This window comes from Peribacillus sp. YIM B13482, from assembly GCF_042787975.1.
GTDB classification, from domain to species: domain Bacteria; phylum Bacillota; class Bacilli; order Bacillales; family DSM-1321; genus Peribacillus; species Peribacillus simplex_A.
Genome location: NZ_JBHZPF010000002.1, coordinates 200,814 through 215,078, shown reverse-complemented (window position 1 = coordinate 215,078; position 14,265 = coordinate 200,814). Strand labels below are relative to the sequence as shown.

The following is a 14,265-nucleotide window of genomic DNA, read 5'->3' as shown; positions in this document are numbered from 1 at the left end:
CAGCCATAAGTGTCACCCCATGAATTTCATGGAGGAACTGGATGCAGGCAACAATATTTCCAGATTAGGGTTTGATGGGGTATATTGAAAAAATAAATACGTTTATAATAATAGGGAAGGGGTAATTAATATCTAACAGCTACTAAATAAGTCGATTTTTTCGGAGGTGTTCCAATGGAGATTATTTTATACGTAAGTGCTGCTGTTGCAGCGATAGCCTTTTTGGTCCTTGTTATTTTCCTGACAAAGGTACTGACATCGCTTCAAACAACCCTGGACAGTGTGGCCCGGACGCTGACAGGACTAGAGAGCCAAATGCAGGGCATAACGCTCGAAACTACCCAGTTATTACATAAAACGAATACGTTGGCTGAAGATTTGCAGCAAAAGTCAGAAAACCTGAACACGGTGGTGGATGCTGTGAAGGATGTAGGTACATCCATCTCAAGCTTTAATTCTTCCATCCAAAAGGTTTCCCATAAAGTGCAGGCTGAGATTGATAATAATCAAGAACGAATCTCACAGATTGTACAATGGAGTAATGTAGCTTTAGAGATTAGGGATAAATGGAAGACTAGAAGCAAACAGGCTGCCCCAACCCCAACTGAAAGTGCGGAATTAGAAAGGGAAGCACTGGAAACCGATAACCTGCCTAAAAAAAGGTTTTTACGTTCTAGATCATAAAATCTAGTTATATAAAAAATGAACTGAAAATTGAAAGGGGAATGTATTATGACTCAAAAAGAATTTCAGACAAAGGACTATCAGAAATCATATGAGGACGAACGCGACTCGATCAATTCTAAGGACTTTATGATTGGCGCCTTGATCGGCGGGATGATCGGAGCGGCCACTGCTTTGTTCATGGCTCCCAAAACAGGCAAGGAACTAAGGAACGATTTCAATGAACAAGCTAAAAACATTTCAGAGAAAACGGAAAGATTAAGACAAACGGCGATGGAAAAAGGTACGGTTCTTGCTGATACTGCAAAAGAAAAAACAAGCTCCGTAACGGAAATCGTTTCAAATAAATCTTCAAATATCGTTAATAAAGTGAAAAGCCTAAAAACGGGAAAAGAAAACGGCGACTCTGCTGATGATACGACAAATTCGAGCAATAAGGATATAGATGTGACGGGAACTTCCGATTCTCCTATCGTATCTGTAGAAACGAATTTTGCTAACGGCAGCAACTCGGAAACTGATCCTGCCGATCCTACAAGCGGAAACAAGAATACGGCAAAATTAAAACTTGATGAAGCGAAAAAGGCATTTGATGAAACAGAGAATAAACTAACGAAATAAATTCTTGACCCTCCATTCTTTTAAAAGGGATGAAGTGACATAAAGTTACGTAGAATAAGGCGGTGAAGCGCTTCGATGGCTTCACCGCCTTTTTGATGGTAAAATTTATATGTACAAGGAAAGGAGATGCATTATGAAGATTACCAAAATTGAAACAGAAGAACAATTCAATCAGCTTTTAAAAGAGGATACTTTCCTACTTTTCAAGCATAGCGTAACATGCCCGGTCAGTGCTGAAGCATATGAACAATATGAAAAGTACATCTCAGAGAACGAACAACTTAAAACGGCCTATTTAGCCGTTCAGGAAGCTCGTCCACTATCCAATTATGTGGCAGAAACATTTGATATCAAACATCAATCACCTCAGGCCATCCTTTTTAAAAGTGGAAAACCGGCCTGGAATGAATCTCATTGGCGGATTACATATGATTCATTGAGCAAAGCCATTACAGAATGAATGGAAGGCCGGATCCCAGATAGGGGATCCGGCCTTTTATTATTCCATTGATTGGCGGGCCTAAGGATGTTAATCCTGGGGAAACCTATTCTAGGGAAGGCCCTTTCGTAAAGACTCTTTAAATATTTCTCCTTCGGACAAGTGGCAGAAGATTTAAACTTTTCTATGTTCTTGTGAAAAATGATCAATTAAATGATAGCTTTCCTGTTCTATTTCCAATATAATTCCTACAACGGATCGTGTTTCAATATTCTGTGTAATCGTTTTTCTGGCATGAGCGGCACCTAGTTTTAAGTATTTATAACTTTAATGCTTAAAAGCGTTTAATTATTAAAGAAAAATATAGTGACATTTATGGACACTTCATTTATAATTGATTTAATCATACATGAAATATTCTAAATTTTTCATTGATAAAACAATCGGGGTGGATGTTCGAGGGTCCGGATGGGATTTTTTAGTTTGAATCCGCTGAACCGATTTCTATTTTAAAAAACGAAGGGATGGATTTGTAATGAGCAACAAAGAGCTTGATGGACTTCGTAATCAACTGGATGATGTGAACCTTCAGTTATTACATCTTATTAATCAACGTGCTGAACTTGTACAGGAAATTGGTCGCGTTAAAGAAAAACAAGGTGTAAACCGTTACGATCCGGTCCGTGAAAGAACAATGCTGGATCTTATCGAAGCTAATCATCAAGGACCGCTTGATCTTGGTTCGATTAAACATATTTTCAAAGAAATCTTCAAATTGGGCTTGGAGCTTCAAAAAGACGATCAGAAGAAAACGCTTCTTGTATCTAGAAAACAAAAGGCTGAAGACACTATCATCGACATTAAGGGTGAATTGGTCGGTAATGGAATCCCGAGCTTCGTTTTCGGACCATGTGCCGTTGAATCTTATGAACAAACTGCTGCGGTGGCGGAAGTCATTAAAGCTAAAGGTTTGAAATTGATGCGCGGAGGTGCATTTAAGCCACGTACATCCCCATACGACTTCCAAGGACTTGGTTTGGAGGGCTTACAAATACTTAAACGTGTTGCTGACGAATACGGCTTGGCCGTCATCAGTGAAATCGTGAGCGCTAACGATATCGAAGCGGCGATCGATCATATTGATGTCATCCAAATCGGTGCACGCAACATGCAAAACTTCGACTTGCTAAAAGCGGCTGGTGCCGTGAATAAACCAGTTCTATTAAAACGCGGACTGGCTGCAACGATTGAAGAGTTCATTCATGCAGCGGAATATATCATGTCGCAGGGCAATGGCAACATAATCCTTTGTGAACGCGGTATCCGTACTTACGAAAAAGCAACAAGAAACACACTTGATATCTCTGCCGTACCGATTTTAAAACAAGAAACCCATTTACCGGTCATGGTTGATGTGACGCATTCCACTGGACGTCGCGACCTCTTGCTTCCGACGGCTAAAGCGGCGCTTGCAATCGGTGCTGACGGTGTAATGGCAGAAGTGCATCCAGACCCATCTGTTGCTTTATCGGATTCTGCACAGCAAATGGACTTCAAACAATTTGATGAATTCTACGATGAAATTAAACGTTTGAATTGGGTAACTGTATAAGCTGGAAAGTCTTTAAAATATCTACTTACGGCCCTTACCTCCTTGGCAAGGGCTATTTTTAATGGTAAAATACTTGTTTTTACAGAAAAAGCATCGAAATAGGCACTATTGGATTGCAGGAAAGATTCGACTATCGTATGATAAATAACAAGAATAAGAACTGTTCGGAAGATTGAGTCATACATAAAGTGATATCTATGTGAATTTTATACTTGAAAAGGGTATTGAATCTTTGACTGAGAAGAGAGTAGGACTGCATTTTTTGTTAGGCAGATCGTTCCTAAAATAATCTTCCTTATAGAGGAAAACGCATAAAAGAATTTTTCCCGAAATAATTCGGGTCTTTTATGGGGAAAATGAAAGAAATGGAGGAATGGATGAATGAATAATATAACCATTTATGATGTGGCGCGTGAGGCGAATGTTTCCATGGCCACCGTTTCCCGTGTAGTTAACGGGAATCCGAATGTAAAGCCTGCAACAAGGAAGAAAGTTTCGGATGTGATTGAGAAGTTAGGGTACCGTCCCAATGCAGTGGCAAGGGGTCTTGCCAGCAAGAAAACGACAACAGTCGGGGTCATAATTCCGGATATCTCGAGCATCTTTTTTGCCGAATTGGCACGAGGCATAGAAGATATAGCCACCATGTATAAATACAATATCATTCTAAGCAGTTCCGATGAGAATATAGATAAGGAATTCCATTTGTTGAATACGATGCTTGGAAAACAAGTGGATGGTATTGTATTCATGGGCGGTAACATTTCTGATGAGCATGTCAAAGAGTTTAAGAATTCACCCGTTCCAATCGTTCTGGCAGGTTCGGTGGATGAAAGCGGACAAGTTCCATCGGTTAATATTGATTATGAGGCGGCGGCATTCGACGCAGTGACCTTCTTTGCTAAAAAAGGCCACAAGCATATCGCTTTTGTAAGCGGAAATCCTTCCGCGCTGATTGATGAAAAGAAATTGACTGGTTATAAACGAGGGTTGAAAGAAGCTGGGCTTACTTTCGATGAAAGCTATATTGTTGAAGGCGATTATACATATGATTCAGGAATCGAATCTTTTGAAAAGTCACTGGAAGCTGAAGAGAAACCGACGGCATTCATCGCCAGTGCTGATGAAATGGCGCTTGGAATTGTCCATGCGGCACAGGACAAAGGGTATAATGTACCGGAAGACTTTGAAGTGATCAGCTTCGACAACACGAGATTGACATTGATGGTGCGACCGCAAATCACGACGATCGTTCAACCTTTATATGATATTGGTGCCGTTGCGATGAGGCTTCTGACAAAGTTGATGAATAAAGAAGAAGTGGAGGAAGGTCATGAAAAAGTGATCCTGCCACATCGGATTGAAAATCGTCAATCAACGAAATAAGCTGGTTTGGAGAGTGTCCTGGGGGCACTCTCTTTTGTTTCTTAAAAAAAAGATCGTTTTTCAACGATCTTTTGGTTGACTGTGGTCCTTGCCTGCTGATGTTTGCTTGGAAGACCGAATGGGATATAGAACCTTTTCAAGTGTCAGGGCATTTTTCTCGGTAATTTCAGGCTTCCTCGGAATGGGTTCGTATATATCCTCCTTATCATCCCATTCTTTCGGTAGCGAAACTGGGGACTCAGGCTGCCAGCAATCAAGCCATTCTTTTGATAAGGGACCTGATATATCATTATCCGTCATTTCAAGCCAGACCCTCGACCAAGCCCTCGGGACGACGCGCCATATATCATATCCCCCGCCCCCTACTGCAATCCACCGTCCTTCGCAATACTTATGAGCCATTTCGTGGGCTAACTTTGGTATTTCTCTATAAATCTTCATGGTGGCCGATAAATGGGTGAGCGGATCGTAATAATGGGAATCCGCTCCGTTTTGCGTTAAAATGACATCCGGTTTGAAGAATTCAATGACCTCTTTAAAGGAAACTGTATAGCATTCGAGCCAGGAGCCATCTTCCGTGAATGCATCAACCGGGATGTTGAATGAATAGCCGTATCCTGTTCCTTGACCCCGTTCGTTAATATTGCCTGTGCCGGGAAATAAGTAGCGTCCCGTTTCATGAATGGATAGGGTGCATACATCCGGATCATCATAAAATGACCATTGGACTCCGTCGCCATGATGTGCATCAGTATCGACATATAAGACACGTGCCCCATATTTTTTTTGCAGGTATTTAATCGCGACCGAACTATCGTTATAAATGCAGAAGCCCGAGGCTTTCCCTCGGAAACCGTGATGCAGGCCCCCTCCAAGATTAAGTGCATGCAGGGACTGACCGGTCATGACGGCATCAACCGCAGTTAATGTACCGCCTACAAGCAAGGCGCTTGCTTCATGCATCCTGGGGAAGATTGGGGTATCTTCTGTTCCAAGCCCGTAATTCATGGCCTTTTCAGGGGGGAGCTTACCCTGCCCTGCTAATCTGACAGCGTTTACATAATGCGGATCATGGATCAATTCCAATTCTTCATCTGTAGCCATTCTTGGCTTGATAATTTGATCATCACTGATGGCATGGTGTTTTTTTAACAAATCCAACGTGAGTTTAAGCCGTTTTTGATTGAACGGATGTTCATCGTTGAATTTATAGGTAAGGAGTTCATCCGAATAGACAAAAAGGGATGTATCATTCATGGGAAATCCCCGGTAGACTAGGCCATAAAACGGTATAGCCTTCTTTCTTCAAATCCTCCACCACCATAAATGGATTCATCGTCTGCACTCGAATTACAAGAATCTTATAATCGGTCCCATCTTTTTCAGGATAAACAAGAGTGCTCAGGATATTGGAATTGCGCCTTTTGAAAATGCGGGCAATATCATGAAGGGTACCTGCCTTATCAGGGATTTTGATTTCGATTTGGGAACCGGGCTGGTTGACTCCGGTCAACTCAACGTATGAATGAAGCAAATCAGAACCGGTTATGATGCCTACTAATTTCCTTTCTTTTACGATTGGAAGGCAGCTGATATTGTTATCGCAAAAAATAGCCCCGATTTCTTCGACGAAATCTAGCGGGTGCCCTGTGATTATATCCGTTCTCATGATGGTTGATAATGCTTTTTGTAAATCATTTTCGTTTTCTGCGGTGCGGAATATAGAAGGGGCAGCATCCCGTATATCACGGTCGCTGACTAATCCGACAAGTTGAAAGCTGTCATCGACAATGGGTATATGGCGAATTCGTTTCTCCTTAATGATTAAGACAGCGCTATGGATTGTATCCGTTGGAGTAAGAGTGATAATATCCTCATTCATTATTTTTTCAACAATCATATTCCTTCCTCCTCTTATACGCCTCTTTAATACATGAACCGATTCATAAAACGCAATTGGTCGAATTTTTGGATGGATTCCGGCGGCACTCTTTTGCCAATCCGGGCCATCAGGCAGTTGGCCGGGTGGGAACTGATTTCAGGATCATCCGTTGCAAAGTAGACCAAGTCACCGGCACTCATCATTTTTTCCATGACCTTGCGATAGTCCCAAATATTCAGCCCTGTCCCTTTCAAGTCCCAATGCCAATAGTATTCAGTGGTGATGATGATGAAGTCTTCGACCGAATCGTCTTCCATGGAAAGGCTGATTAAGTTCTTCCCGACGGAGGCACCCCGGTATTTAGGGATGACCTCGATTGCACCAAGCTCTATCAGGTCCTCCATCTTGATTTCCGACCAGCGTTCCAAGGGATCGGGATATAAATAAGTTACATAACCAACGATGGTTTCCTTTTCACGGGCGATAAAGATCCTGCCTTCAGGCAAGTCAGCAATCTCTATTAAAGCTTTATGCTGCAAAGCAGGCGGGCGGAAGGCGACCAAGTCTTCGTGAAACTCATAAGCGGACATTTTTTCCCCGTTTAACGGCCCCTCGATGATGAGCGTCCCGCTTAATGTCTGCAGTTCCTTAGTATAAAAGGTCTTATTATATTCCATTCTTTCACCACCCTTGTAAAATAGTAATCTTATAACTCTCGCATTCAAGCATAAGGAGCATTGCTTTTAAAACTGGCCGAATGGAAAGCTTACATAAATTATACATAAAAAAAGTGGCATAATGCAGAAAGTTCAAGGCTTATATGAATCTTTTGTTACAGTGCTTCCCATATATCCGCTATCGATATGAACTCATAATAACTATAAGTGATTTTCAAAATTCATCAAGAAAGATTTTCCCTAATATGGAAGTGTTGAATATTTTAAAAATTGAGATAATTGTGTTTTTATACTATAATGAAAATATAGAGCCGAATAGAGGGGGAGTTTGCCATATGAATGTGAAAGCGTTGCCAGTAGTGGAAGGTAATTTTAATTTAAAGAATTACGATGAAAAATACAAGAAATTTGACTGGTCCGAGACGGAAAAGGAATTTTCCTGGTCTGAAACAGGTAAAGTGAATCTTGCATATGAAGCCATTGACCGCCATGTTGAAACATATAAAAAGAACAAAGTAGCCCTTTATTACAAAGACGATAAAAGAAATGAAAAGTATACTTTCAAGGAAATGAAAGATTATACGAACCAAGCTGCCAATGTGTTCAAGAACATTGCCAATGTGGAAAAAGGCGATCGCGTTTTCATCTTCATGCCACGCTCCCCGGAGCTTTATTTTGCATTGTTGGGTGCGATTAAAACGGGGGCGGTCGTAGGGCCGTTGTTCGAAGCCTTCATGGAAGGCGCGGTAAGGGATCGCCTTGAAGATAGTGAGGCAAGTGTGATAGTGACGACCCCTGAGCTTTTGCCGCGCGTCCCAGTAGATGAATTACCCCATTTAAAACATATTTTCCTAGTGGGGGAAAATATAAAAGAAGAAGGAAAGTATCATCACTTCAATAAAAAATTAAAAGAAGCGGACAAAAAATTTGAAATCGAATGGGTAGATCGGAATGACGGCCTGATTCTTCACTATACCTCAGGTTCCACAGGGAAGCCAAAAGGGGTGCTTCACGTTCATAATGCGATGATCCAGCATTATCAAACGGCAAGGTGGGTCCTTGATTTGCAGGAAGAGGACGTGTATTGGTGCACAGCGGATCCTGGATGGGTGACAGGGACGTCTTACGGTATCTTTGGACCTTGGCTGACAGGAACCTCCAATGTCATTGTAGGTGGGCGATTCAAGCCTGAATCCTGGTATAAAACCTTGGAAGACTTTGGTGTCACGGTTTGGTATAGTGCTCCGACAGCCTTTAGGATGCTGATGGGTGCAGGTGATGAAATCGTTAAACGGTTCGATTTGGGTTCTCTCCGCCATGTTTTAAGTGTCGGTGAACCGTTGAATCCGGAAGTGGTGCGCTGGGGAATGAAGGTATTCAATCACCGTATCCATGATACATGGTGGATGACGGAGACCGGGGCTCAGGTCATATGCAATTATCCTTGCCTGGAAATCAAACCGGGTTCGATGGGTAAACCGATTCCTGGTGTGAAAGCGGCAATAGTGGATGATCAAGGCATCGAGCTTCCACCGCACAGAATGGGGAACCTGGCCATCAAGAAAGGATGGCCTTCGATGATGAAGACTGTCTGGAATAATGAATCAAAATATGAATCTTACTTTATGCCAGGTGATTGGTATGTTTCCGGTGATTCCGCTTATATGGATGAAGATGGTTATTTCTGGTTCCAAGGCCGGGTTGATGATGTCATCATGACGGCAGGGGAAAGAGTCGGACCTTTCGAAGTGGAAAGCAAGTTGGTCGAGCACCCAGCCGTAGCTGAAGCGGGGGTCATCGGTAAGCCCGATCCAGTTCGGGGGGAAATTATCAAAGCATTTATAGCCCTCCGTGACGGATACGATGCAAACGATGAGCTGATTGAAGAAATTCGCCAATTCGTAAAGAATGGTCTCGCAGCACATGCGGCGCCGCGTGAAATTGAATTCAGGGATAAACTTCCTAAAACAAGAAGCGGGAAAATCATGCGCCGTGTCTTGAAAGCTTGGGAACTGGATCTCCCAACTGGTGATTTATCATCGATGGAGGATTGAAACGCTGGGCATTCTGATTTTAGATGAAAATTAAAAGGCATCCATGGTCAATTGCATGGATGCCTTTTTTTTGAGTTCGGGAACATTAGTCGAATCAGTGTGGGAGATTATATTGAAACAGGCTGTCGGGAAATCCCCGACAGCCTGTTTAAAAAGAGTGTCATTCTTCCTCTTCTTCAGCTTTATCTGTGTCTTTATCTTTATCATTGACTGTATCTTTATCATTGACTGTATCTTTATCTTTGTCGGTCTCTGTATCTTCTTTGTCTATATTCCCTTTGTCTTGATCTTTGTCTTGATTTTGCTCTTTATCTATAACTTTATCTATATCTTTATCTTTATTTGTGTCTTTTTCTTTATCTGGTTTACCGTTCTCTTCTTTTGAGTCTGGTTTTTTAACTTCTTGAGTTATTTTATCATTTCCGCGATCATCTTTATTTTTAGTCGAATCTTCTTTTGAACCTGTCTTTTTAGCGCCGCTTTCAACACGCTGAGAAGGGGCTGATTCTTTACCGACTATGTCTACGGCCGTTACATAATAGGAACCGCCTGAGCCGACTTTGTAAACAAGACTCTCACCAGCATTGATGCTCGCCACTTTTTTGCCGTCTTTATAGACACGATAGCCGACGACATCTCCTTCATGATGCAGGCCCCATGTAATTTTATCGTTACTGATCGTTATGGATAGGGGATCGGGTACTTTGCCATTATCATTCAATTTCGCTTTCGCCCCGACGACATTTCCTGATTTTTCGCCTCCGGGAATAACGGATCCCGGGTCAATCACATATTGCAATCCGATATCTGCGAACGAATCTGGATTGAGCATGAACCCGCCGCTCGTGAATTCGCCAGGCGTTTGCGGAAGGGCTGCGTAGCGTTTGCTGCCGACTGATACATATTGTCCATCTATGAAACTATCATCCGCCTTGGATGGAGCATATTTGGCGATGAATAAATCTGATTTTACAAGCCCTGCCTTTTGGCATGCACTTGAAGGCAGCAGTCCTGAAACGGCACAGAAGGAACGGCTGACAATTCCGCCAGGCATTTCAAACCGCTTATCGGGATCGACGAGTTTCGGGTCGACTTTATATGCGGCATTGATCAGATCTGCCCAATAATATATATTCCGTTTATTATATTCAAGACCATTGTAGGTCCCTTGCAAGGATTTCGGTGTATCATAACCCAGCCATGTACCGAATGATACATTCGGGTTGGTTGCGACGAACCATGCGTCCCAGTAGTTTTGGGAAGTTCCGGTCTTACCTGCCCAATCGCTTGAGAAAGCAAGTCGGTTCCTGACCGAAGCGGCCGTCCCGCTGTTTACGACATCGCGCATCATATCAAGCGTCAGGTAAGCGGCTTGTGGTGAGAAAACATCCACTGGTTTCACTTTATGCTGATAGATGACCTTGCCATCTTTCGAAACGATTTTATCGATCATATAAGCATCGATGAATTCCCCTGAATTGGCAAATGTGCCAAACGCATTGACGTTTTCTTCAACGGTTACACCTCTGTTCATGGCACCTAATGACATGGCAAGATTGGAGTAATCCCCTTTCGTCACGGTGGAGAATCCCATTTTCTCCAAATAGGAAGCGGGGCTCAGGTTGATTATTTTCTTGTAAAAGAGCGCTGCCGGAATATTATAGGAATTCTTTAGGGCCTCGCGGGCAGTCGATACTCCCGTATAGCTGCCGCCGCCATAGTTTCCTGGACTCCACGCTTTGCTGCCTGCCGGAATGGAAATGGGCACGTTGGCCGATATGCTTCCAGGTGAGATTTTGCCCAGATCGATGCCTGGACCATATATGAGCAAAGGCTTCATCGTTGATCCGTTTGATCGAAGTGATGCGGTTGCATGGTTCGTCTGTTCCCGCTTGAAATCACGGCCACCTACGAAACTGATGATTTTTCCTGTTTTATTTTCGATTAGAATAGCTCCGGCTTCAACGGGCTCGCCCGCTTTATCGTATCCGAAATTCGGATAGTTTTTCGTAACTTCCTGCATTTTATCATATATCTTTTTATTGACCGTCGTATAGATCTGATAGCCGTTTTGACGCAGCTTGCGATCGGCAAGTGCTACATATTGTTTTTTTAAATCTTTATCCTTTAAATCTTTCTCTTCATATCCATCTTCTTTTGCCAGACTGACAGAAAGGATTTCGATGGAGCGTTTTTCAATTTCATGGGTGAGCCAAGGATATTTCTCCGATGGCAACGCCTTTTTACCGATAAAGTCTTTTGTTATGTCGTATGCGCTTGCTTTATCATACTCTTCTTTTGTTATGTATCCATTACTATACATCCGTTTTAAAACGGTTTTCATCCGGTTGATGCCGGGTTCTTGATTTTCTTTCAGTTTTCCTTGCTGGGTATACGGTGTATAACCGAAAGGACTTTGCGGCAATCCAGCAATAAAGGCAGATTGGGGCAGTGTCAGATCTTTGGCCTCCACGCCGAAAATACCTTCAGCAGCGGACTCGACACCAGCGATGTTCCGACCGGAAGAATTTCGCCCCAGAGTGGAGACATTTAAGTATGTTTCCAAAATCTCTTCTTTTTCAAAGAACTTTTCGACCCGGAGTGCAAGCAGGATTTCTTTTGCTTTCCGATCAAATGATACTTCGTTGGTCAGGATTTGGTTTTTAATGAGCTGCTGTGTTAAAGTGCTTCCTCCCGATTGGACGGATGCATTCGTAAATTCCTGGTAAATGGCACGCAGGATAGCTTTCGGGACAACCCCGTCATGTTCATAAAAATACTCATCTTCTGTAGCGATGACTGCATTTTTAAGATACTCCGATACTTTATCGATGGACACTTCTTCACGCTCAAGGTCACTCTTAAGCTTGCCTAAGTATACGTCATCAGCAAAGTATACCTCAGAGGTCTCTTCGTAATTGTAGATGTCTTTTTTTAAATCTTCCTTTGAGCGTACCGGCTCATCTTTGACGAGGGCAGCAAAATAGCCAGCTCCAACGCCGCCGGCGAATGAGAATCCTAGAACCCCAACAATAATGAGGATCAACGTTAGGTTCCAAATGACTTGGTATGTAACCCTTGCATTTTTTTGTGTTTTTTCATTTTTAAAAAAACGGGTTATCTGTTTCCATGCTGTTTGAAATCTATCTTTTTGATTATTATTCATCGTATCATACCCCCTGAAATCACATATATTATAGCATATAACACGGAAAGGAAAGGCGAACTTTCATATTTTTCTAGAATCTGTAAGGGTGATGTTGACAATGAATCTTATGTATGATAAAAATTTATTAATAATAAAATTTATTAAAAAAGCGCGATGATAGGACCCAGTAGTCAAACTATCCCTGTTTTAGAGAGCCGGTGGTCAGTGGAAATCGGTACACATGGTGAGATGAATTACTTCCTGGAGCATTTACTGTGAAATGATTAGTAGCAGGAAACGGTTGACGACCGTTATTCGTCTCGAGCGGAGGGCGCATTATGTCCTCAAGTTGGGTGGTACCGCGAATTTATTCGTCCCTTCATATTATATGAAGGGGCGTTTTTGTATGCTTTTTGCGGGATTTTTTCGGATTGAAGGAGGAATTGTAAAATGGAATTGCTAAAGGAACTCGAGTGGAGAGGGATTATTTATCAACAAACGGATGAAGAGGGTTTTAAGGACCTTTTAGAAAAAGAGAAAATTTCTTTATACTGTGGTGTAGATCCAACCGCGGATAGTATGCACATCGGACATTTACTGCCATTCTTGACAATGCGCCGTTTCCAGCAGCACGGTCACCGTCCCCTTGTGCTTGTAGGAGGAGCGACTGGACTTATCGGTGATCCAAGCGGTAAAAAAGAGGAACGCCAGCTGCAAACGCTGGAAAAAGTCCTCTATAATGCCGACTGCCTTAAAGGACAGCTATCCCACATCTTTGAATTCGACGGTGAAAATGGTGCTGTCATGGTCAATAACTATGACTGGATAGGTAAAATCGACATGGTTACGTTCTTGCGTGATTACGGGAAATACATCGGCATTAACTACATGCTGGCAAAAGACACGGTTGCTTCCCGTTTGGAAACAGGGATTTCTTTTACGGAATTCGCGTATACAATTTTACAAGGGATCGACTTTAGCCATTTATACGATAATCATGACTGTAAGTTGCAAATTGGCGGAAGTGATCAGTGGGGCAATATTACGACCGGTCTTGAAATGATTCGTAAATCGCATGACGAGGAAGCAAAAGCGTTCGGCATGACGATTCCGCTTGTGACGAAAGCGGACGGAACGAAATTCGGTAAAACGGAAGGCGGGGCGATTTGGCTTGACCCGGAAAAGACGACTCCGTATGAATTTTACCAATTCTGGATCAATACAGCGGATGCTGATGTCGTGAAATACTTGAAATTCTTCACATTCCTATCACGTGAAGTAATTGAAGAGTTAGAGCAGTCCGTACAGTCCGAACCGCATTTGCGTAAAGCGCAAAAAGCCTTAGGGGAAGAAATGACCCGTTTGATTCATGGTCAGGAAGCTCTTGATCAAGCAATCAAAATCTCTGCCGCCCTATTCAGCGGTGAGGTGAAGAATTTAAGTGCAGCGGAAATCAAATTGGGCTTTAAAGATGTCCCTAGCTTCGAACGTGAAAGCAAGGAAGATATCGGCTTGGTCGATTTAATCGTTGAAGCGAAAATTTCGCCTTCAAAGCGTCAAGCCCGTGAAGATATTCAGAATGGGGCAATCTCCATAAATGGGGAGAAAGTGACTGATCTGCAATATGTAGTGACGGAAGCTGCCAAGATTGAAGGGGAGTTCATCCTCGTTCGACGCGGTAAGAAGAAATATACATTAGTGAAATGATTGTTCAAGGCCCGGCTGAATTACAGCCGGGCCTTATTTTGAAGTGTTTAGTGCC

At 42.6% G+C, this 14,265-nt stretch carries 11 protein-coding genes and 1 other annotated feature; of the genes, 7 read left to right on the top strand and 4 right to left on the bottom strand.

Features of this window, described 5'->3' with window-relative positions:
• Window positions 1–174: 174 nt before the first annotated feature.
• From ACFX4L_RS02565 to ccpA, 5 genes are all read left to right on the top strand, one after another.
• Window positions 175–684 carry a DUF948 domain-containing protein gene (locus tag ACFX4L_RS02565; RefSeq protein ID WP_061464413.1) on the top strand — a complete coding sequence of 170 codons (510 nt, stop codon included), beginning with the start codon at window positions 175–177 and terminating at the stop codon, window positions 682–684.
• 48 nt (window positions 685–732) lie between these two features.
• Window positions 733–1,305, top strand: a complete 573-nt coding sequence (locus ACFX4L_RS02560; RefSeq protein WP_377381356.1) for a YtxH domain-containing protein — start codon at window positions 733–735, stop codon at window positions 1,303–1,305.
• Between the two features lie 133 nt (window positions 1,306–1,438).
• Window positions 1,439–1,765 (top strand): bacillithiol system redox-active protein YtxJ, encoded by a 327-nt coding sequence (gene ytxJ, locus ACFX4L_RS02555; RefSeq protein ID WP_284470008.1) that lies wholly within the window; start codon window positions 1,439–1,441, stop codon window positions 1,763–1,765.
• Between the two features lie 514 nt (window positions 1,766–2,279).
• The gene (locus tag ACFX4L_RS02550) at window positions 2,280–3,356 is read left to right on the top strand and encodes a bifunctional 3-deoxy-7-phosphoheptulonate synthase/chorismate mutase (RefSeq protein ID WP_061464410.1); all 1,077 of its coding nucleotides are present in this window, start codon (window positions 2,280–2,282) and stop codon (window positions 3,354–3,356) included.
• Window positions 3,357–3,737: 381 nt separating this feature from the next.
• Window positions 3,738–4,742, top strand: a complete 1,005-nt coding sequence (gene ccpA / locus ACFX4L_RS02545; RefSeq protein ID WP_061464409.1) for a catabolite control protein A — start codon at window positions 3,738–3,740, stop codon at window positions 4,740–4,742.
• Window positions 4,743–4,802: 60 nt separating this feature from the next.
• Here the strand turns inward: ccpA and ACFX4L_RS02540 are convergent, their stop codons facing one another.
• Genes ACFX4L_RS02540 through ACFX4L_RS02530 form a run of 3 tightly spaced genes read right to left on the bottom strand, consistent with a single transcriptional unit; the run spans window position 4,803 to window position 7,301 of the window.
• Window positions 4,803–5,999 carry an acetoin utilization protein AcuC gene (locus tag ACFX4L_RS02540; RefSeq protein WP_377403803.1) on the bottom strand — a complete coding sequence of 399 codons (1,197 nt, stop codon included), beginning with the start codon at window positions 5,997–5,999 and terminating at the stop codon, window positions 4,803–4,805.
• Window positions 5,992–6,642, bottom strand: coding sequence for an acetoin utilization AcuB family protein (locus ACFX4L_RS02535; protein ID WP_284470010.1), 651 nt, complete (start codon window positions 6,640–6,642; stop codon window positions 5,992–5,994). Before ACFX4L_RS02535 ends, ACFX4L_RS02540 begins: the two co-directional genes overlap by 8 nt.
• 26 nt (window positions 6,643–6,668) lie before the next feature.
• Complete coding sequence (locus ACFX4L_RS02530; protein WP_061464406.1) at window positions 6,669–7,301, bottom strand: GNAT family N-acetyltransferase; 633 nt, start codon at window positions 7,299–7,301, stop codon at window positions 6,669–6,671.
• Between the two features lie 335 nt (window positions 7,302–7,636).
• On the opposite strand from ACFX4L_RS02530, the gene acsA reads away from it, so the two are divergent.
• Window positions 7,637–9,355 (top strand): acetate--CoA ligase, encoded by a 1,719-nt coding sequence (acsA, locus tag ACFX4L_RS02525; protein ID WP_125160182.1) that lies wholly within the window; start codon window positions 7,637–7,639, stop codon window positions 9,353–9,355.
• A 160-nt stretch (window positions 9,356–9,515) separates the two neighbouring features.
• Here the strand turns inward: acsA and ACFX4L_RS02520 are convergent, their stop codons facing one another.
• The gene (locus tag ACFX4L_RS02520; protein ID WP_377403799.1) at window positions 9,516–12,521 is read right to left on the bottom strand and encodes a transglycosylase domain-containing protein; all 3,006 of its coding nucleotides are present in this window, start codon (window positions 12,519–12,521) and stop codon (window positions 9,516–9,518) included.
• A gap of 147 nt (window positions 12,522–12,668) precedes the next feature.
• Window positions 12,669–12,885, top strand: a binding site (T-box leader).
• Window positions 12,886–12,953: 68 nt separating this feature from the next.
• On the opposite strand from ACFX4L_RS02520, the gene tyrS reads away from it, so the two are divergent.
• Window positions 12,954–14,210 carry a tyrosine--tRNA ligase gene (tyrS, locus tag ACFX4L_RS02515; protein ID WP_061464404.1) on the top strand — a complete coding sequence of 419 codons (1,257 nt, stop codon included), beginning with the start codon at window positions 12,954–12,956 and terminating at the stop codon, window positions 14,208–14,210.
• Window positions 14,211–14,265: the final 55 nt, after the last annotated feature.

Excerpts from the sequence above, each read along its gene's own strand:
- ACFX4L_RS02530 (WP_061464406.1), bottom strand. The coding sequence starts at position 7,301 with ATGGAATATAATAAGACCTTTTATACTAAGGAACTGCAGACATTAAGC.
- ACFX4L_RS02535 (WP_284470010.1), bottom strand. The coding sequence starts at position 6,642 with ATGATTGTTGAAAAAATAATGAATGAGGATATTATCACTCTTACTCCA.
- ACFX4L_RS02540 (WP_377403803.1), bottom strand. The coding sequence starts at position 5,999 with ATGAATGATACATCCCTTTTTGTCTATTCGGATGAACTCCTTACCTAT.
- ACFX4L_RS02550 (WP_061464410.1), top strand. The coding sequence starts at position 2,280 with ATGAGCAACAAAGAGCTTGATGGACTTCGTAATCAACTGGATGATGTG.
- acsA (WP_125160182.1), top strand. The coding sequence starts at position 7,637 with ATGAATGTGAAAGCGTTGCCAGTAGTGGAAGGTAATTTTAATTTAAAG.
- tyrS (WP_061464404.1), top strand. The coding sequence starts at position 12,954 with ATGGAATTGCTAAAGGAACTCGAGTGGAGAGGGATTATTTATCAACAA.
- ACFX4L_RS02520 (WP_377403799.1), bottom strand. The coding sequence starts at position 12,521 with ATGAATAATAATCAAAAAGATAGATTTCAAACAGCATGGAAACAGATA.
- ACFX4L_RS02565 (WP_061464413.1), top strand. The coding sequence starts at position 175 with ATGGAGATTATTTTATACGTAAGTGCTGCTGTTGCAGCGATAGCCTTT.
- ACFX4L_RS02560 (WP_377381356.1), top strand. The coding sequence starts at position 733 with ATGACTCAAAAAGAATTTCAGACAAAGGACTATCAGAAATCATATGAG.
- ccpA (WP_061464409.1), top strand. The coding sequence starts at position 3,738 with ATGAATAATATAACCATTTATGATGTGGCGCGTGAGGCGAATGTTTCC.
- ytxJ (WP_284470008.1), top strand. The coding sequence starts at position 1,439 with ATGAAGATTACCAAAATTGAAACAGAAGAACAATTCAATCAGCTTTTA.